Below are 20,958 nucleotides of genomic sequence, written 5' to 3'. Positions count from 1 at the left end.
TTTATATAAAATAAATGAAAAATTGAAGTATTACTCAAAAACCCAAACTAAGCCCAAGAAATCGGCTAAAAAAACAAAAACCATTCGACTCTAGCCGAACGGTTTTTGTCACATACAACAAGACCTTTAAATTAAAGTGAACTTGGAAATAATATTCTATAATTCCCTAAATCAACTCCTTTTAAATTTGATCCATAAGTCATATTAATTGCTTCAATAAATTTATTAGCAATTAAAGCATATCCTCTTGGACTAGGATGAACTCCATCCAAAGAAAACCCGCCACCCGTTACAAAAACATTAGTGACCGTAAAACCATTTGAAGCGATTCCTCCGTTTATCAATTTATCCATAATTGCTTTAGTATCTACAAATGCTAATCCTTTACTATCAGCAACAGCTTTAATAGTCCCATTATAAGCATCTGTAGCTGTTTTAACTTGCATCGTTTCGTCAGCAGTTAAAACATGACCATCTTGCAAAGGGTAGGTAATTCCAAATTTATTGATTGTTGAAGGCGCACCCGGAACTGTAGAACCTATAACACTACTTGTTGTCAGCAACACATAATCGCCCGCAGTAGCTTGTCTAGCCTGCCCAAAAATAGAAGCAAATATCGCCGCATTTGTAGCCGCATTAGGATCCCCCTGTTGAGTAAAATACCCTGTTAAGACAGGAATCATTTGAGGAGCCTTATCAACTAAACTCTCATCTTTTATTAATAAAGGGTTAGCTGCAGCTGCCGAAAGCAAACCTATTCTTCCCGCATCAGCAGAACCCAAAGCCGTTCTTAAAAGAGTATACAAACCATTAATCTGAGCAACACCTACTGCACCACCCAAAGCCGCAGGCGACAAAGGACTTGTAGGAACAGTCGTAAAATAAGGCAATGTATTTATATAAGGCAAATTAGCCACAACCCCTTTCGCTCCTTTAGCTGTAAGATTTGTAACCAATGAAGTAAAAGCACCTGCAAAAACATTAGGATCTGTTATATCATTAGTACCATATGTAGCCGGATTAGTGTTTCCAGTACGATTCACCCCAATACCACCAGACGTAGCATAAGTCAACACATCATTACCCCCTATCCATAAAGAAAAGAAAGTCGCATCCTGATTAGCTGCATCAGCCAAAACTGTAGCGCTAGAACTAGAAGCAAATCGTCCAAAATAGGGATTTAAAGTTCCATAGCCCGGAGTAACAAGATGAAAACTCTTAGCCCCCGGCAGTCCCATATTATTAAAAGAACCCGTTAAGCGAGTCGTTATTTCAGTTGTTGGCGTTCCTGAAACCGGGACTGGCCCAACTCCATTAAAGTACAATCGTGGAGAAGCCGCCACATTACCCATAAACAAAAAGCCTCCAATATTATCAGCCATAAATGGAGTCGTAAAAGTCCCTCCGCCAACTAATGCAAATTGCTGCGCTACAACACTAGGATACGCCCCTTCTTGCCCTTTCTTGAATAAAGCACCATCACTATAACCTGCAGCAAAGGAATCTCCTAATGCCACGTATTTAGAAAAATTTGCAGATCCAGAAGTTAAAGGCAATCCATCGGATGAATTAGACACTACTACAACTTCATCATCATTATTACAAGCTACAAAGGTCAAAGAAACCAAAAGTAACCATTTGATATTTTTTATCATATTGTTAATATTATATGTTACTAATAAATAAATTACGGGTTGATTGTCCAAGAAGCAAAATACTGCTGTCCTATCAAACCTGCACCCAACACCTGAGTATACTCTTTACCTCCAATATTTGCCGCACCAATTTTTAATGTTGATTTCAGTTTTGGAATATTGTAATTAATTTGAGCATCAATTACTGTAGCTGCATCAATCATTCCATCAACCATTGTAGATTGCCATAAATACTCACTATTCCATCTTCCGCTTAGGTTAAACCCGAAGTTTTTAAACAATTTTTCATTCCCAAATGATGCCTTCACCCTATGTTTTGGCGTATTGAAACCAGCTTCAAAACTAGGATCTTTAGCTTGATCAAACTTGAATTCAGCATAGTTATAATTCACACCCACTTCAAAATCTCTATATACTTTTCTAGAAAGACCCAATCCAAAACCAAGTGACTCAATCTCTACATCTGTATTTGTATACAATTGATAAGCTCTATAATTCCCTTTTTGCAATGCATGTACTGACTGAGCTCCCGGATCTGTAGGGCCTAAAAGTGGATTTGGCGCATCTTGTGCAGTACCATAAAATGGGGCCACAACATTCAAATTACCAATAAAATCATTGTAAATATTATAATACCCATTTATATCAACAGAAAAATTACTTATAAATGAACGATACCCTAATTCGAACGCTTTTACTCGTTCAGGCTTTACATAGTCCACATTAGTTTTCTTCAACAACCCCGGATTTCCAGTTGCTGTAAGAGCACCTACAGAAGACGCCGTATATGAGTTGTTGTATGCATTTAGTCCTGTCATCACCACTGATGAACCACCTGCAAAAAATTGCCCTTCGGGAGTAGACACTGTCAATGTCTCACTGTATCTCGCCAAGTTATCTGGAGCCGAACCAAGCAATATTGCACTTCCTACATTAAATCCTATGTATTGATCCTGCGTAGATGGATTTCTAAAACCGGTCTGAAAAGATCCTCTGAAATTATGTCTTCTACTCTGACCTCCCGAATACACCAAAGAAACTCTTGGAGAAACATTACCATCGAAATTTTTAGACTTATCATAGCGAATAGACCCTGTAAACTTCAATCTATCGTCTATAAATTTCTTAGTCAACTGCGTATAAGCTCCATATTCATTGTAGTATATCGGCCCATCGGCATCGGTATAAATTCTACCATAAGAATTCAGTTGATATTGTCTGTAAGACCCACCCAGTTGAATCTCGGCAAATTTTATAATATCTTTAAAATTATAATTCGCATCTGAATGGTATATCTTCGAATTATCTACCAATTTTGAACCCGTAAGTACGCTTTCCCCAGCAATTACTTCATTAAACGCCGCTTTAAACTCAGGCGTACCAGGTAAAAACCTGCCTGATTCAGCCGTACTCCTTGCAATCATATGGGCGTTTTCAGGAGTTTGACCAACTAAAGTTGCACCAACAAATGCAGCTGCATATTGTCCAAACCATGTTTTATCGTCCTTCCACTTTCTATTTACATTAATTCCCGTAAAAAGCATGTCGTAGGAATCCCCTCCATCTTCGTTAGTAGTATAACCTCTTAGAAAAAAGTTTTTACCTTTTATTTCTAATTTATGTTGTTGCATAAAAAAGTTATTCAGATAATATCTGTTTGCCCCTTGGTAAACAGCATTTCCAAAACCAAATTTACTCTGCCAAATCACTTCCAGATTTTCACTACCGAAAGGTCTATAATGAAGGGAAAAATCAATTTTAGTATTACTGGCTTTATTATCTGTAAGGTCCGTTTCATTGTAACCTGTTCTACTTACATTATAATTAGGAAGAATCGCATCAAAAGCAGCAAACTGAGATGGCGTTATCGCACCAGCAGCTAACAAGCCATCAGCAACTGCATTTAAATTTGTAGAAACTTCATCTCCATAAACATTAATCCCATCATAATTAACATGACTTCTATCCGCACCTGGATTCGTTTTATCATCATAATTTGTCGCATACCAATCTGTCCCTCTCATATAAGTAAAATTGACTTTTCCTGCTAATTTTGGACTAAAAGCATGCGCCATTCTTACACCATAATCATAATACTCATTATTACCCGCTGCTTTTTGACTTGTCTGACCAAACTTAGCATAAGCAGTTATACCCTGACTGGTAAACGGGCTTTTACTATTCATAAATAAAATACCATTGAAAGCATTCGCTCCGTACAGAGCAGAAGATGCCCCTGGCAACAACTCCACACTTTGAACATCAATTTCAGAAATACCAATCATATTTCCCAACACAAAATTCAACAACGGAGAGGAGTTATCCATCCCGTCTACCAATTGCATAAAACGCGTATTGGCTACCGTTGCAAAACCACGAGTATTGATCGATTTAAAAGACAAACTACTAGTATTCATTTGAACCTCTTTCAAATTTTCTAACCCATCATAAAAACTTGGAGAAGCATTTTTTTTGATATCAGCAATTCCCATTCGCTCAATAGTAACAGGAGATTCTAAAACTCGCTCGGGCGTTCTTGAAGCCGAAACCACTATTTCATTAAGCAGTGTCTCCTCATCGCTTAGAACAATATTGACTTTTTGATTACTGGCCGTAATATTGATTTTCTTCGAAACAAAACCAACACATGAAATTTCAACAACAAAAGGTGGCTTCACCGAGGAAGCCAAAGTAAACTTTCCGTCAGCGTCCGTTACCGCAGAAGCGGCAGCAACTCCAACAATTTTAATATTGGCACCAAAAACAGCCTGATTGCCACTATCTACAACCGAACCCGAAATCGAACTCTGAGCAAAACTTATGCTACAAAAAAATAAAGACAAAAAAAGCAAATAAATTCTCATGTGGTTAAATTTTATTGATTTACACCACCAAAATACAATTATTTTCGATATCAATAAAAAAACATGAAAAAAATACAATTATCATCAACTTTTTTATACCATAACAACTTATTCTTTATTTTAATTTATTGAATTAATATTTAAAAAAATGTTAAAAAATTACCATATACTATGCATACATATAATTTTTTATGAGAAAAAAGAGATATATCGTAAAAATGTATATTTTAAAATATTTACAAAAAAAAGCGAGACCTAGGCCTCGCTTTTTTTATTTATCTATAAATCAATTATTCAACTGTAACTGACTTTGCCAAGTTACGCGGTTGATCAACATTACAGCCTCTCATAACAGCAATGTGATATGACAAAAGTTGTAATGGAATTGTAGTAATCAATGGAGACAACGCATCCGAAGTTTCCGGAATTTCAATAACATAATCTGCCAATTCACGAACCTGCATATCGCCTTTGGTCACCACAGCAATAATTCGCCCACTTCGGGATTTAATTTCCTGAATATTACTTACAATCTTATCATAATGTCCTTGTTTTGGCGCAATAATAATTACTGGCATTTGGTCATCAATCAAAGCAATTGGTCCGTGCTTCATTTCTGCTGCCGGATATCCTTCTGCATGAATATAAGAGATCTCTTTTAACTTCAAAGCACCCTCAAGAGCCACCGGGAAATTATACCCTCTACCCAAATACAAGCAATTTGGCGCATCTTTAAAAGTAGCTGCAATCTCTTTAGCTCGCTCATTAGTTTCCAAAGCCTCTTTTACCTTCTCAGGAATCAATTCAAGCTCTTGCAAATACATATGAAAATCCGAATGAGACAAGGTTCCTTTGGCTTTTGCCAAACGCAAAGCGATCATCGTTAATACTGTAATTTGAGTCGTAAAGGCTTTCGTTGAAGCCACCCCAATCTCTGGACCAGCATGCGTATAAGCTCCTGCATGAGTTTCTCTAGAAATAGAAGAACCTACCACATTACAAACACCAAAAACAAAAGCACCATTTTCTTTAGCCAACTTAATAGCAGCCATTGTATCAGCCGTCTCTCCAGACTGAGATATCGCAATCACAACATCTTTACTGTTTATAATAGGATTTCTATATCTAAACTCCGAAGCATATTCTACTTCAACAGAAATACGCGCAAACTCTTCAAATATATACTCCGCTACTAAACCGGCATGCCAAGACGTACCACAAGCAACTATAATAATTCGATCAGCATTAAGGAATTTTTCCAAATTATCCTCGACTCCTGCCATTTGAATAATTCCTTCGTTAGCATGAAGCCTACCTCTATAGGTATCTTTTATAACATTAGGTTGCTCATAAATCTCTTTTAACATAAAGTGATCATAACCCCCTTTTTCAATTTGCTCTAAATTCATTTGAAGTTCCTGAATATAAGGATCAACCAAAGAATCATCTTTGATTTTTCTTACTTTCATCTCTTTATGTAACCTGACATTAGCCATTTCACCGTCTTCTAAATAAACTGCATTAGAAGTATACTCAATAAAAGGAGAAGCATCAGAAGCAATAAAATATTCTCCCTCACCAACTCCAATTGCCAACGGACTTCCTAAACGAGCCGCTACAATTTCATTTGGATTTTTTTTGTCAAAAACAGCAATCGCATAAGCGCCTACCACTTGGTTAAGGGCAATTTGCACTGCCTTCCCTAATTTTATATTCTCTTTCTTCTGTATTTCTTCGATAAGATTAACTAACACTTCCGTATCTGTATCTGATTGAAAAACATAACCTCTCTTGATTAATTCTTCTTTTAGTGGAGCGTAGTTTTCAATTATTCCATTGTGGATAATTACCAATTCCCCAGAATTAGAACAATGTGGATGCGAATTAACATCATTAGGCACTCCGTGAGTAGCCCAACGCGTATGTCCTATACCTATAGTTCCATTAGTGGTGATTTCATTAGCTGCTTTAGCTTCCAAATCCACAACTTTTCCTTTGGTCTTACAAAGTTTGACATCCTTTCCGTCATATACCATGACACCAGCACTATCATACCCTCTATATTCCAGTCTCTTTAATCCTTTTATAACGATAGGATAAGCCTCTCGGTGGCCTATATACCCAACAATTCCACACATATATTAGTTAATTAGATTTCGTGTAATACATTTCAAACTTCAATCTTTTGGCATCCGGAACAGATTGCTTGTTACTTCCGTGAAGCATCGTGCCTAGAGGACTCATAACAGCAGACCTTGGTACCGCCAACAACGGAGAAGCAGTGTTCTTTAATTTATAGAAATTAACATCCGTAACATCCTCTGTAACTACAAGACCTAACTTTACATTTTTAGCTGACTTATCTTTAATAAGATTTCTGACATGATTAGTAATTCTGATCTTATAAATGCCGTCCCCAGCCTTTGTGTTATCTAACAAACCTCCAAAAATAATTTGACCATTCTTGCTATTTGAACCTGTAGTCGCATCTGCATAAAAATCAACTAAAGGCGTATTATTGTCCAAATCATACAAGTAAACTCGCATTGGCTCCTTACTGTTTGACATTATCTCGTCAATATGAAAAACAAGATTAGCCTCATTTATCAACTTTCTGCCACCTGATTGAGGATTACGCAAATCATCTAGCTCATCCGAAATATTATTAGACCCAGTTAGATTTCCGTTGCTATCATAACCCTTAACATCTGTTTTATTAAAAAGTTCAATAACAGCCATTGCTCCATCTCCACCTTTCAAATACAAAACTTTATCCCCATTTACATCGTCTCCTTTATTTGGTGCTGCACCATAATCAACCCCATTAACAGAAAAATCATTGCTCAACAAACTCACGGTGTTTCCGGTCATATTAAGAACAATTTCCTTTTCAACTTTCGTCGCATCAGTATCCGAAGTTTCATGTTTGTATTTAATCGTAATTTTTCCTTTTTTAAAGTCCAGCATAGCCAAAGCCCCTGGATTTGTACCCGATTTCTCTACTTTAAAATACAAACCTCTAAAATAATTTTTAAAAACTTCATTTGTAGCAAGATTACCTGAAGTAGCCGCATCGATTATTTTTTCTTTAAAAAAAGCAGTATTAAGATTCAAACGCATTCCCGGCGGAGTTCTAGTGACCGTTTCCTTATCACCATCCTTTGTAGTCACCTTATATTCAGCTGCACTAAAGAAAAACGCATTATTTTGAGCATCATCTGTAGCATCATTCAAAAGAACAGTTCCTTTTAAATTATCGAAATCAGCGTTTTGATCCGTAAAATACTTTTGAGCGTCTTGAAATCCTCCTGCAGGATCCAAATCTCTCATAAAATATTTTGACTCATATACACTTAACTTAATTTTGGCATCCGCGGGACCATAAATTGAATCCAATACATACACATGACTACCATCATCATTTGTCTTTGTTTTTGAAGCAACAGTAAAATAAGGAATTGTTAAAACTACACTTTCAATTTCTGGGTTTTTACCGATTGTTGGACTTAATGCCTCTAAAGTAAGTTGAGTAGCAAAATTAGCCGTAGTGGTTCCAAAATTCTTATTATCATAAATCCCCAAAGCATTAATGGGTAAATTATTGGATTGAACCGCTCCGGTTTTCTGACTGTAAGCAATCACATCATACGATTTCTTATCTAAGTCAAAATGATTCTCGCCTAATAAATCATCCCCAACTGAATTATAATCTTTATCACAGGAATACAAAAAAAGAACGCTCGCAACTATTAGAATTTTATTGATAAAAGAATTATTACACATACTTAAAATAAAAGTTTAAATTTATAGAACCTCGTTGTTATAAAAATTGCTATACGCTTCAGCGAAAGCATCTTTTGGGACGAAAGGTAAAAAAGGTTTTCCTGAAGATTCTATATATTTTGTTAAACTTGAAGAAACCCCAGTTGAAGCTATAATTACAGCATCCGAATGTTTGATGGTTGCCTTCATAATATTTTCAAAATTAGGTATTTCAAGATCAGAAACAGCGTCTTCAGGAACGCCATCCATCTTAACTTTATTGATCATCTCTGCATCTAAATTAGTATCGAATGACTGACTGTAGACAGAGGTAACAATCTTAGTATCTGAAAAAAGAGCCTCATTTTTATAAAAATGTTTCATATATACCGGCAACATAGCCGCCATCCAACCATGGACATGGATAATATCTGGAACCCAGTTCAATTTCTTAACTGTTTCTACCACTCCTTTAGCAAAGAAAATAGCACGCTCATCATTATCAGGATACATTACCCCTTCCTCATCGGCAAAAGTTGCTTTTCTTTTGAAATATTCATCATTATCGATAAAATAAACTTGAATTCTTTCTTTTGGAATGGAAGCTACTTTAATGATCAAAGGCATATCTAAGTCATTTACTACCAAATTCATCCCCGAAAGGCGAATCACTTCATGTAATTGATGTCTTCTTTCATTGATATTTCCATATCTTGGCATAAAAATTCTGATTTGGCCACCTTGATCATTAACCATCTTCGGAACATCGTAAGACATTAAAGAAACCTCATTTTCAGCCAAATAAGGCACCACTTCAGATGATACGTATAATATCCTCTTATCTTTCATATTATAATTTACTTAGTTTATTGGTAATAAAAACCACGCAAAATTACAAAAATTTATGCAGTTATTGACTAATATATTATGTTTGCACTTAATTTTAATAAAACGACCATGCCTATTTTCTATGGAAAAGTGGCTTTAATAGACTTTTTAAATTCTGTTAAAACCAAAAATTCCACTGTTGGATTTATCCCAACCATGGGTGCTCTGCATCAAGGACATCTTTCATTGATGCAACAATCACTGGCAGCAAACGATTATACAGTAGTAAGTATTTTTGTAAATCCTACCCAGTTCAATAACCTCGAAGATCTGGAAAAATACCCTCGCACTTTAGACCAAGATACCCAGAAAATAGCTCAGCTAAATGATACCATTATCGTTTACGCTCCTTCAGTAGATGATATTTATGAAGGAAAAGTATTATCACAAGATTTTGACTTTGACGGATTAGAAAACCAAATGGAAGGCAAATTCAGACCAGGGCATTTTAATGGCGTTGGTACCATCGTAAAACGTCTTTTCGAAATTGTAACTCCAACCAATGCTTATTTTGGGGAGAAAGATTTCCAACAGTTACAAATTATAAAAAAGATGGTTCAAAAGAACAATCTCGATGTCAACGTAATTGGCTGTCCCATCTACAGAGCACCCAATGGCCTAGCCATGAGCTCCAGAAATGAACGTTTGACGGAACAACAAAAAGAAGAAAGCGCTTTCATTTATAAAACGCTAACCGATGCCAAAGAAAAATTTCAAACCGACAGCCCAAAATCGGTAACGGAATGGGTTGAAGAATCCTTTGCCAAAAACCCCACTTTTGAACTGGAATACTTTCAAATCGCAGATGAAGCAACACTTACTCCTTGCATCACAAAAAACAAGGAGAAAAAATATCGCGCTTTTATAGCCGTTTTTATCAATAACATTAGATTAATTGATACCATTTCATTAAATTAATTTACTTTTGTAGCATGCAAATTCAAGTTTTAAAATCCAAAATACACAGGGTAAAAGTTACCGGAGCCGATTTAAATTACATCGGCAGCATTACTATAGATGAAACCCTTCTCGAAGCTTCTAATATTATTGAAGGTGAAAAAGTTTCCATTGTAAACATCAACAATGGCGAACGATTTGAAACCTATGCTATAAAAGGCGAAAAAAATTCAGGTGAAATAACCCTGAACGGGCCTGCAGCTAGAAAAGTACAAAAAGACGATATCATCATCATCATTTCATACGCTACGATTGATTTTGAAGAAGCAAAAACTTTTACTCCTTGGATTATTTTTCCAAATGAAAAAGACAATTCTTTAACCTAAACAATTATTTACCCCCTTTTGTGCTCAATTTACAGCTGTATTTTGAAAGTCATTTCTATGTCTAATTTTTAATAAAACAAGAATTCTATTCTCTTGATCCCCATTCTGAGATTGTTACTTCTGCTTTTTTATTAATTTAAAGTATTATATTGGTACTCCATTTACGACTATTCTATTTTTTCTAAAAAAACTGAATTATGAAACAGACATTCTTACTATTCTTCTTTTCTATTTGCATGTTTTCACAAAACAAAACCGAACTATTCAATTCCAACAGATTAGGAGAAGCTCGAGAAATCACCATAAGTCTGCCCGCTTCATACGAAAACAATCCGACAAAAAAATACCCCATCCTTGTTTTGCTCGATGGCAACTATTTATTCGATCCTTTTTATGGCGCACTGAGATACGGTGCCTATTGGGATGATTTACCCGAAACAATTATCATCGGAATCAATCAAAAAAACAGTCGATCAAATGATTGCCAATACGACGACACTGAAGGCTTGCCTACAGCAAAAGGAGCTGCGTTTTTTGAATTCATTGGAGGCGAATTAGTACCTTACATCGAAAAAAAATACCGTACAGCACCTTTTCGAATTATAGCGGGACACGACACAACTGCCGGTTTTCTAAACTTTTTTCTGTATAAAGAAAACCCATCTCTTCTGCTGAATTTTCGGAAAAAATTGTAGTGCTCCAAGAAGGATATGTAGATTATTTGATAAAAAAATACGCACTCTTATCCGATAAAATAGGTTTAAAACCCCTCATCAGATTAAATGATTTCAAAGCCATTGAAGCAGCCATCTTAAAAAACAAAGCATATAGAGAATTGGATAAATTAGCCGAAATAGCCGATAAAAACTATCCAAAATCCATGCTTGCCTCTTATGAATTAGGTTTGATGTATGAAAAAATGGACGATCCAAAAAGAGCCGCCAGCAAATACCAACATGCCTCTCAATTAGAAGAAATTGGTGACCTCACAAAGGACATGATGCTCAATAAATATGAAGACATGAAAAGCTTAACCCCAAAAAAATAATGTCAAAAGTTAAAACCTCTTTTTTCTGTCAAAGCTGCGGAACTCAATATGCTAAATGGCAAGGACAATGCAATGCCTGTAAAGAATGGAATACCATTGCCGAAGAAATCATACAAAAACAAGAGAAAGTAGCCTGGAAAAGCGAAGCTTCCTCGAAAAGTACAGCTCCAAAACCATTAAAAATAAACGAAATCGATTCGACTCAGGAAATCCGAATGGACACCACTGACACCGAACTCAATCGCGTGCTTGGGGGAGGAATTGTTCCCGGCTCTCTTACGCTTTTAGGAGGAGAACCCGGAATAGGAAAAAGTACGCTTTTGCTACAAATTTCACTGAAATTACCCTATAAAACCTTATATGTTTCGGGTGAAGAAAGCCAGAAACAAATTAAAATGCGAGCGGAAAGAATTACGCCAACAAGTGATAATTGCTACATTTTGACCGAAACCAAAACGCAAAACATCTTCAAACAAATTGAAGCTATTGAACCTGAAATTGTCATTATTGATTCGATTCAAACCTTGCATACCGATTACATAGAATCAACCGCCGGGAGTATTTCTCAAATCAGGGAAACCACAGCCGAGCTCATAAAATTTGCCAAAGAAACTAACATTCCCGTAATTCTTATTGGTCACATTACCAAAGACGGAAACATTGCCGGACCAAAAATTCTGGAACACATGGTCGATACGGTTTTGCAATTTGAAGGTGATCGAAATCATGTCTATCGCATTTTGCGTTCGCTCAAAAACCGTTTTGGTTCCACTGCCGAAATAGGAATTTATGAAATGCTAGGAAGTGGCTTACGCGAAGTTTCGAATCCATCCGAAATATTAATTTCACACAAAGACGAGGAATTATCAGGAACAGTAATTGCCAGCACACTCGAAGGCATGCGCCCTTTGATGATAGAAATTCAATCACTAGTAAGTACCGCAGTTTACGGAACACCGCAACGCAGCACCACAGGTTATAATGCCAAAAGACTCAATATGATTTTGGCTGTTCTGGAAAAGCGTGCCGGTTTTCGCTTAGGAGCCAAGGATGTTTTCCTGAATGTAACGGGAGGTATTTCGGTGGACGATCCTGCGATAGATTTAGCTGTAGTAGCCGCCATTTTATCATCTAACGAAGATATTCCTGTAAACAAAGATTTTTGCTTTGCCGGTGAAGTAGGACTTTCGGGAGAAATCCGTCAGGTAAACCGCGTGGACCAACGCATTCAAGAAGCCGAAAAACTGGGTTTTTCGACCATTTTCGTATCCAAATACAACAAAATCGCTTTAAAAAACCCCGGAATTAAAATTGAATTAGTCGCCAAAATAGAAGATGTAGCGAGTATGCTTTTTGGATAAAAAACACACTACTCACTGTAAATTAACTATTTAGATGTTAATTTTGACATTATCCTTATTTATATTTTGTATTTTTATAAGACGAATCTTTTTCCCTTTTAAAAGTCTATAAAAATGAAACCATCAGATCAAACAATGATTCATTTTTACCAACACTTAGGCAAAGTGTTCTACTGCATTGCAGCCATAGATAAGACTGTCCGAACAGAAGAAATTGAACGGCTCAAAAAAATTATTAAAACCGAATGGATTCCGCTAGAAGGCACTGTGACTGAATTTGGAGATGATGCTGCTTATCAAATAGAGATAATCTTTGACTGGTTAATGGAAAACGAATGGGATTTAGAACAAGTAATTCCCAATTTCAAAATTTTCAGAAAAGAACACCAAAGTCTCTTTACCCCGGAAATCAGGATATTAATCCTGAAAACAGCAATTGCAATTGTTACTGCTTTTTCAGGTGAAAACAAATCAGAACACCTTATAATAAGCCAACTGACGAGTATCCTGCAACCATAGAATTAGTAGCATTTTCCAAAATAAAGAATAAGCTTGTTTTTAAATAAATTCGTTTAATATAAAAAGAAAAAAAATGAAAAAGCAAACTGGCATTTGGATTGACTCCAAAAAAGCAATTATTGTAACTTTGAATGACGGCAAAGAATTTATCTGTGAAGTACAATCTGACCTAGAAAACAAAGTTTATCATGACAAAGAAGGAGATAAAGGTAGTTTCCAAGGCAATCAACATATTAACAACGACAAAACATTTGAAGAACGAAAAAAACACCAGATGAATACCTATCTTAATGATGTTATTTCTACCGTAAACGGTTCCGATGAATTGTATGTTTTTGGTCCGGCAGAAACTAAAACAAAACTGCAACAAAAGATTATCGACAGCAAATCAAATAATGTCGAAAAATTAAAATCCGTAGAAACAGCTGACAACATGACTCAAAACCAAATTGTGGCTAAAGTCAAACAATTCTACAAACAATAAACAAATCAATCACATGTATATACAAAAACCGCAATGAAAACATTGCGGTTTTATCTTTTATACCAAAAAACAATAAAATTAAGAAAACAGATGAACCATTTTTATTCAAAATTCACTTCCTTAGCAACGGCTAAAAAATTTTAGCCCTTTTTAAAATTACTTGACAAATGCGCTTTATTTCATGAAAACCGGAAAACAAAAAATAATTTTAATCCTAAAAATACTTGCCGTATTTTTCATTGTTATGGCAATAACTTTTTTTACTTTTAGAGATTTCCTTTTAAAACAAGCCATTGCAAAAGTTTCTACTAAAATAGAACAAAAATACGACAGTAATTTTAGCGTAAAAGAAGCCACATTTGAGGGGATTTCGGGCGTTAGTTTAACCAAAATAACATTGGCTCCTAAAAATGCCGATACACTCTTCAGCATCCAAAAAATGAGAACCAGTGTTAATCTTTGGCATTTATTGCTTGGTGAGATCCAATTGGGCACGCTAGAGATCAAAAATGGATTGGTACAGCTAACGCAAAAAGGCGATGTGAAAAATTTTGCCGCTTTTCTAAAGAAAGACAATCAGGAACCAACAAGCAATGATAAAAGAGATTATGCCGCTTTTGCCTATCGGATTATTTCGAAAGTATTGAATCTCGTTCCGACCGATATGAGTATTGAAAATCTAAAATTCAAACTGGACGACAACGGCAAAAAAGCGACAATCGACATAAAAAAATTAGTGCTTTTTGACAAAGAATTGGAAACATCCATAAATGTACAGACCAACACTTTTGCGCAACGTTGGAAAATAAAGGGATTTGCCGACCCCAGAAACAAAAAAGCAGACATCCGTTGTTACAATATTGATACCGGAGCCATCAAAGTCCCTTATTTTGATGAACGTTACAATCTAATATCCAGCTTTGATTCCATTCGACTGAATATTCAAAATATTGATCGAAGCGGCGGTGAATTGCACATTGACGGCTTCACTGCTATCGCAAATCTAAAACTAAACCATCCAAAAATTGCACGCAAAGATGTTGTCATTAAAAATGCCCGATTTGACTATCGTTTTCTACTGGGTACTGATTTTATATCTATAGACAGCAGTTCTACGGTGCAACTCAATAAAATTAAATTTCATCCTTATCTGGCCTACGAAACTTCGCAAGACACGATTTATAAACTCAAAGTAGCGCTGCCAAAAATGAAAGCCCAGGATTTTATTTCCTCCCTTCCTGATGGACTTTTCTCCAATTTTCAAGGCATGGAAGCCGAAGGAAGTTTTGATTATAATTTGGATTTCGAATACAATAAAAACAAACCGAAGGAATTGGTTTTTGACAGCAATCTGAAAAAAGACAACTTAAAAATAACCAAATATGGTCAAGCCAATCTCAACAAACTCAATAGCGAATTTATTTATCGTGCCATAATAAAAGACGTATTACAACGTCCTGTTTTGGTTGGGAATACCAATCCAAATTACACGCCATTGGAACAAATTTCGCCTTATTTAAAAAAATGTGTATTAACAACCGAAGATCCTTCGTTCTTTTCGCATCACGGTTTTATCAATGAAGCCTTCAAACAATCCATCATAAAAAACATAAAAACTAAGAAATTCTCCCGTGGTGCCAGCACCATAAGCATGCAGTTAGTAAAAAACGTTTTCCTGACCCGAGAAAAAACCTTGTCCCGAAAACTCGAAGAAATTTTATTGGTTTATATCTTAGAAAATAACCGAATCGCAAGCAAAGAGCGCATGCTTGAAGTGTATTTCAATATCATCGAATGGGGACCAAATGTTTATGGAATAGGAGAAGCCAGTCATTTTTATTTCCAGAAAAAACCTGCCGATTTGACTTTTAATGAATGCCTGTACCTTGCGCGAATTATTCCAAGCCCAAGAAAATTCATGTACCAATTTAACGATGAAGGAGCATTGAGGGAATTTGCCGTAAAACAAGAATCTTTTTTGACAAACCTAATGATTCGAAGAGGATTGCTAACCATAGATGATACTATTTTCAAACACCAACCCATGCATATTTCAGGTGCTGCAAAATCTTTCCTTCGACTAAAAATCAAAGATTCAATACCTGTAGATACTTTATCCGTTATTGAGGAATTTGAATTTTAAAATTTAGCCACGAATTCACCGATTATTTGTGAATTCGCGGCTAAATTTTTATGCCTAAACTGGCCTCTTCTTTATGGTGCAGGATCAGGAATTATCGCCTGAACTTGATTGATTGCAGCTATTATTTCATCTGAAAGTGACACTTTTATAGTATCTATATTTTCTTTTAATTGTGCCAAAGTCGTAGCGCCAATAATGGTGCTGGTTACAAAGGATTGCTGTTCAATAAATGCCAAAGACAACTCGGTCAAAGTCAATCCATTTTTCTTGGCGATTTCGCTGTACAACTTAGTCGCTTCAGTACATTGAGCGCTGCTGTATCTTGAATAGTTTGGGAATAAATTAACTCTCGCCTTAGGATGGCTTTCGCCCGTTAAAAACTTGCCGGACAACACCCCAAAAGCCATAGGAGAATAAGCTAACAAACCTACATTTTCCCTAAGGCAAACTTCTGCCGAACCTACTTCAAAAAGCCTGTTCAATAAAGAATACGGATTTTGAACAGTTTTTATCCTTGGTAAGTTTTGGTATTTACTTTCTTCGAGAAAACGCATGATTCCCCAAGGGGTTTCATTAGAAAGTCCAATATGCTTGATCTTTCCTTCTTTGACAAAACCATCTAGCGTTTCTAAAACCGCATGAATGTTATCTTCCCAAGCATCTTCTTGAACTTTGAAACCGCGTTGTCCAAAATAATTCGTTTTGCGCTCCGGCCAATGCAATTGGTACAAATCAAGATAATCCGTTTGTAGGCGTTTCAAACTATTATCCAAGGCATATTTTATACTTGCTGGAGAAAAATCAAGCTTGTCACGCATGTATCCAAAATTAGGATTGGGACCGGCAATTTTAGAAGCCAAAACCACCTTATCTCTATTTCTTGTTTTTTTGAACCAAGTTCCAATTATTCTCTCGGTACTTCCATAAGTTTCTTTTCTTCCCGGAACCGAATACATTTCGGCAGTATCAAAAAAATTGACTCCTTGTTCTAGAGCATAATCCATTTGGGCATGGCCTTCGGCTTCCGTGTTTTGCTCGCCAAAAGTCATGGTGCCTAGACATATTTTACTCACTTTTATGTCAGTGTTGGGCAATGTAGTATATTTCATATTTATTAAATACAGGGTTATAAAAGGGTAAAGTTACAAAGGTTTTCTAGATATCTTTTAATGAAAAAAGGCCCAAAGTTATACTTTGAGCCTTTTTTCATTTTATCATTTTATCTTAGTTAATATCATTCAACATTTCGGCAATTTCATCTAATCTTGGTGTTAAGATGATTTCAATTCTGCGATTTTTAGCTTTTCCTTCTGCAGTGGCATTAGATGCTAGAGGAGAGAATTCGCTTCGTCCTGCTGCAGTCAAATTTTGTTTGTTGATTGCACTGTTTTCGCTCAAAATAGCTACAATAGCAGTCGCTCTTTTTGTTGATAAATCCCAGTTATTGGCAATTGGTCCTGCACTAGAAAATCCATCATTATCAGTATGTCCTTCGATTAAAACAGAAATCTCAGGGTTTTCTCCCAATACTTTTCCTAGTTCAACTACCGCTTTTTTTCCTTCTGTTCCAACGGTCCAACTTCCCGAATTGAAAAGCAATTTGTTTTCCATAGAAACATATACTTTTCCGTTTTTTTGTTCTACGGTCAGTCCTTTTCCTTCAAAACTATTCAAGGCTTTAGAAAGGGTTTCCTTAAGTTTTCTCATGCTTGCTTCCTTTGCAGCAATCAGGCCTTCTAATTCTTGCAATCTTTGTGCGTTTTTACTTAAACGTTCTTGCTCTATTGCCAATGCTTTTCCTTTAGCATCTAATTGGGCCAACAAATCGCGATTCTTGTTCATATTAGATTGCAAAGCCTCATTACTGTTTTTCTCCAAGGCCTTGTATGATTCCTGCAAAACATTCATTTTGTTTTGCAAAGCATCATAATCCGCCAGCAATTTATCTCTTTCCGATTTAACTTTATTCAAATCACCTTTTAATGCTTTACGTTCTAATTCCAACTGATTTTTGGTTTTCAAAAGTTCCGCATTCTCATCAGAAATACTTCTGTTTTCTTTCTTTAAATCTGCGAACTTGTTTTCTAAATCATTATAAATTTTCTTCGACACACAAGAAGTCGACAAAACCATAATCAATAATCCTAGAGAAATTTTTTTAATCATTTTATATAATTGTTTAAGATTGGGGAATCATTTATACTATTTCTACCATAACGGGACAATGGTCAGAATGTTTTGCTTCCGGTAAAATCACTGCTCTTTTTATTCTTTCTTTCAAAGGCTCACTAACCAGGCAATAATCAATACGCCATCCTTTATTATCGATTCTCGCCGTTGGTACACGAACCGTCCACCAGCTGTAATGACCCGGTTCTTTGTTTAAAAAACGAAAACTATCGATAAATCCATTTTTCAGGAAAGTATCCAGCCAAGCTCTTTCTTCGGGTAAAAATCCGGAAACTTTTTTATTTCGAATGGGATCATGAATATCAATGGCTTCGTGACAAATATTATAATCTCCACAAATAACAAGATTTGGAATTTCTTTCTTCAAATTCGAAATATACTCTTGAAAATCATCCATATACATGAATTTATGATTCAATCTTTCGCTGTTTGTTCCAGAAGGCAAATACAAACTCATCACGGATAAATCGTCAAAATCAACTCGGACATTCCTTCCTTCGAAATCCATATGTTCGATTCCGGTTCCAAAAACAACATTATTAGGCTTGATTTTAGATAAAATCGCCACCCCACTATATCCTTTTTTAGTAGCTGGAAACCAATAGTGATACGGATAACCCGCCAATTCGAAATCCAACAAGGGAATTTGCTCCGGATTAGCCTTAATTTCCTGAAGACAAATCACATCTGGATTTGCTTGTTGCAACCAATCAATGAATCCTTTAGAAATTGCGGCTCGTATTCCGTTAACATTATAAGAGATAATCTTCATTTTTACATTTTTTGTGTTTCAAAAGTAAGAAAAATTAAAAAGGATGCCGTAGAAAAAACAGGAAAATCCAATAGTGTCTTAGTCAGATAATCGAGTTTTTTTCTATCTTTGTTTTTCGCTCAAATAAACAGAAAATAAATGGGTTTAGTTACCGCCAAAGAAGTTGCAAAAGTAATAAATGCTGAAAAATATGGAGTTTTCGGAACTTTTTCCGGCTGGTTATTGATGAAAGCACTGAAAATCTCTACTTTAAACAAAGTATATAACAGAAACAAACATCTAAAAGATCTTCCCTTTTTGAATAACATTTTAGATGATTTGCAGATAAAATTCGAAATTCCGGAAGAGGATTTAAAACGTTTGCCAAAAGATGGTGCCTATATTACCATTTCTAATCATCCCCTTGGAGGAATTGATGGTGTTTTATTATTGAAATTGATGCTCGAAAGAGAGCCCAATTTCAAGATTATCGCTAATTTTTTATTACACCGCATCGAACCATTAAAAAAATACATCATGCCGGTGAATCCTTTTGAAAACCACAAAGACGCTAAGTCTAGCGTGGTTGGGATTAAGGAAACTTTACGCCATTTAAGTGATGGGAAACCCCTAGGAATGTTCCCTGCAGGGGAAGTTTCCAGTTATAAAGACGGAAAATTGATGGTTGACAAACCTTGGGAAGAAGGCGCTATAAAAGTCATCCGAAAAGCTCAGGTTCCAGTAGTACCTATCTATTTCCATGCAAAAAACAGCCGATTATTCTATTTCCTTTCCAAAATAAGCGGAACTTTTCGCACGGCCAAATTGCCTTCTGAGGTTTTTAGCCAAAAACACCGCGTGATAAAAGTACGTATTGGGAAACCGATTTCGGTAAACGAACAAAATGAGTACAAAACCTTAGAATCTTATTCAGAATTCTTAAGGAGAAAAACATACATGCTTGCCAATCCTTTTGAAAAAGAAAGTAAACTATTGACTACGCCAAGCTTGAAAATTCCTAAAAGCCCAAAAGAAATTGTAACTCCGGCCAATAGCGAAAAAATGATTTCGGAAGTAGCCGCTTTGAGAAAAACAGACTGCCGACTTTTGCAAAGCAAGAATTATGAAGTCTTTTTTGCTGAAGCCGATGCAATTCCAAATGTGCTGCACGAAATAGGCCGATTACGAGAAATCACCTTTAGAGAAGTAGGAGAAGGAACAAATGAGTCTATCGATTTGGATAAATTTGACAAATACTACCACCATTTATTTTTATGGGATGAAGACGCTCAAAAAATTGCCGGAGCCTATCGAATGGGATTGGGTTCAGAAATTTATCCAAAATACGGAATAGAAGGTTTTTATTTGAATGAACTTTTTCGTTTTGAACCTGAATTACACGACATGATGGGTAAATCAATCGAAATGGGACGTGCTTTTATCATCAAGGAATACCAACAAAAACCAATGCCTCTTTTCTTACTTTGGAAAGGAATCATTCATACTACACTGCGCTTTCCTGAACATAAATTCTTACTTGGTGGCGTGAGCATCAGCAATCAATTCTCTGATTTTTCTAAATCTTTGATGATTGAATTCATGAAGTCAAATTATTATGACCCTTATATTGCGCAATATATTAATCCAAAGAAAGCCTACAAAGTAAAGCTCAAAGATGCTGATAAAGATTTTATCTTTAACGAAACAGAAGCCGACTTAAATAAATTTGACAAAATCATAGACGAGCTAGAGCCTGGTATTTTGCGTTTGCCTGTTTTAATCAAGAAATACATCAAACAAAATGCGAGAGTCGTTGCCTTTAACGTCGATCCTCTATTCAATAATGCTGTAGATGGCTTAATGTACATCAGAATTGCCGATATTCCTGAAAGCACTATGAAGCCCGTAATGGAAGAGTTTCAAGCAGAATTGGAACGAAAACTGGCAGATAAAGAAGAATAAAAGCAAACAGTTAAAGCTGTCAAAATTCATAAAAAAAAGTCTCGACAA

Annotated in this window: 17 protein-coding genes; 9 read left to right on the top strand and 8 right to left on the bottom strand. The window is 35.8% G+C overall.

Going from position 1 to position 20,958, the window contains the following annotated elements:
* Positions 1-131: 131 nt before the first annotated feature.
* The 5 genes from LNP19_RS04845 to LNP19_RS04825 form a co-directional block, all read right to left on the bottom strand.
* Entirely contained in the window at positions 132-1,655 is a 1,524-nt protein-coding gene (locus LNP19_RS04845; RefSeq protein ID WP_230063678.1) for an SGNH/GDSL hydrolase family protein, read from the bottom strand.
* A 32-nt stretch (positions 1,656-1,687) separates the two neighbouring features.
* On the bottom strand, positions 1,688-4,519 hold the full coding sequence (locus LNP19_RS04840; protein WP_230063677.1) for a TonB-dependent receptor domain-containing protein: 2,832 nt from the start codon (positions 4,517-4,519) through the stop codon (positions 1,688-1,690).
* A gap of 290 nt (positions 4,520-4,809) precedes the next feature.
* Entirely contained in the window at positions 4,810-6,657 is a 1,848-nt protein-coding gene (glmS, locus tag LNP19_RS04835; protein ID WP_230063676.1) for a glutamine--fructose-6-phosphate transaminase (isomerizing), read from the bottom strand.
* A gap of 7 nt (positions 6,658-6,664) precedes the next feature.
* Positions 6,665-8,302: a BamH family beta-barrel-assembly machinery protein gene (bamH, locus tag LNP19_RS04830; protein ID WP_230063675.1), complete on the bottom strand. Its 1,638-nt coding sequence runs from the start codon at positions 8,300-8,302 to the stop codon at positions 6,665-6,667.
* A gap of 21 nt (positions 8,303-8,323) precedes the next feature.
* Positions 8,324-9,130 (bottom strand): glycogen/starch synthase, encoded by an 807-nt coding sequence (locus LNP19_RS04825; RefSeq protein ID WP_230063674.1) that lies wholly within the window; start codon positions 9,128-9,130, stop codon positions 8,324-8,326.
* Between the two features lie 78 nt (positions 9,131-9,208).
* On the opposite strand from LNP19_RS04825, the gene panC reads away from it, so the two are divergent.
* The 8 genes from panC (at position 9,209) to LNP19_RS04785 (ending at position 16,007) form a co-directional block, all read left to right on the top strand.
* Positions 9,209-10,087, top strand: a complete 879-nt coding sequence (gene panC / locus LNP19_RS04820) for a pantoate--beta-alanine ligase (RefSeq protein ID WP_230063673.1) — start codon at positions 9,209-9,211, stop codon at positions 10,085-10,087.
* A 14-nt stretch (positions 10,088-10,101) separates the two neighbouring features.
* Positions 10,102-10,452 carry an aspartate 1-decarboxylase gene (gene panD / locus LNP19_RS04815; RefSeq protein WP_072940070.1) on the top strand — a complete coding sequence of 117 codons (351 nt, stop codon included), beginning with the start codon at positions 10,102-10,104 and terminating at the stop codon, positions 10,450-10,452.
* 197 nt (positions 10,453-10,649) lie between these two features.
* Entirely contained in the window at positions 10,650-11,147 is a 498-nt protein-coding gene (locus LNP19_RS04810; protein ID WP_230063672.1) for an alpha/beta hydrolase, read from the top strand.
* Positions 11,147-11,500: a hypothetical protein gene (locus tag LNP19_RS04805; RefSeq protein WP_230063671.1), complete on the top strand. Its 354-nt coding sequence runs from the start codon at positions 11,147-11,149 to the stop codon at positions 11,498-11,500. Before LNP19_RS04810 ends, LNP19_RS04805 begins: the two co-directional genes overlap by 1 nt.
* Positions 11,500-12,861, top strand: coding sequence for a DNA repair protein RadA (gene radA / locus LNP19_RS04800; protein ID WP_230063670.1), 1,362 nt, complete (start codon positions 11,500-11,502; stop codon positions 12,859-12,861). Before LNP19_RS04805 ends, radA begins: the two co-directional genes overlap by 1 nt.
* A 114-nt stretch (positions 12,862-12,975) precedes the next feature.
* On the top strand, positions 12,976-13,380 hold the full coding sequence (locus tag LNP19_RS04795; protein WP_230063669.1) for a hypothetical protein: 405 nt from the start codon (positions 12,976-12,978) through the stop codon (positions 13,378-13,380).
* 73 nt (positions 13,381-13,453) lie between these two features.
* Positions 13,454-13,864 carry a PX domain-containing protein gene (locus LNP19_RS04790; protein WP_230063668.1) on the top strand — a complete coding sequence of 137 codons (411 nt, stop codon included), beginning with the start codon at positions 13,454-13,456 and terminating at the stop codon, positions 13,862-13,864.
* Between the two features lie 181 nt (positions 13,865-14,045).
* A complete protein-coding gene (locus tag LNP19_RS04785; RefSeq protein ID WP_230063667.1) occupies positions 14,046-16,007 on the top strand; it encodes a transglycosylase domain-containing protein in 1,962 nt (653 codons plus the stop codon).
* A gap of 71 nt (positions 16,008-16,078) precedes the next feature.
* Here the strand turns inward: LNP19_RS04785 and LNP19_RS04780 are convergent, their stop codons facing one another.
* The 3 genes from LNP19_RS04780 to LNP19_RS04770 form a co-directional block, all read right to left on the bottom strand.
* Positions 16,079-17,116, bottom strand: a complete 1,038-nt coding sequence (locus LNP19_RS04780) for an aldo/keto reductase (RefSeq protein WP_230063666.1) — start codon at positions 17,114-17,116, stop codon at positions 16,079-16,081.
* A gap of 115 nt (positions 17,117-17,231) precedes the next feature.
* A complete protein-coding gene (locus LNP19_RS04775; RefSeq protein WP_230063665.1) occupies positions 17,232-18,173 on the bottom strand; it encodes an OmpA family protein in 942 nt (313 codons plus the stop codon).
* Positions 18,174-18,204: 31 nt separating this feature from the next.
* On the bottom strand, positions 18,205-18,969 hold the full coding sequence (locus LNP19_RS04770) for an exodeoxyribonuclease III (RefSeq protein WP_230063664.1): 765 nt from the start codon (positions 18,967-18,969) through the stop codon (positions 18,205-18,207).
* Between the two features lie 138 nt (positions 18,970-19,107).
* Here LNP19_RS04770 and LNP19_RS04765 point away from each other — a divergent pair, with 138 nt between their 5' ends.
* Complete coding sequence (locus LNP19_RS04765; protein WP_230063663.1) at positions 19,108-20,910, top strand: GNAT family N-acyltransferase; 1,803 nt, start codon at positions 19,108-19,110, stop codon at positions 20,908-20,910.
* Positions 20,911-20,958: the final 48 nt, after the last annotated feature.

This window comes from Flavobacterium acetivorans (genome assembly GCF_020911885.1).
Classification (GTDB): Bacteria; Bacteroidota; Bacteroidia; order Flavobacteriales; family Flavobacteriaceae; genus Flavobacterium; species Flavobacterium acetivorans.
Note: the sequence above shows the minus strand (reverse complement) of the source record. Positions and strands in the feature narration are given on the sequence as shown.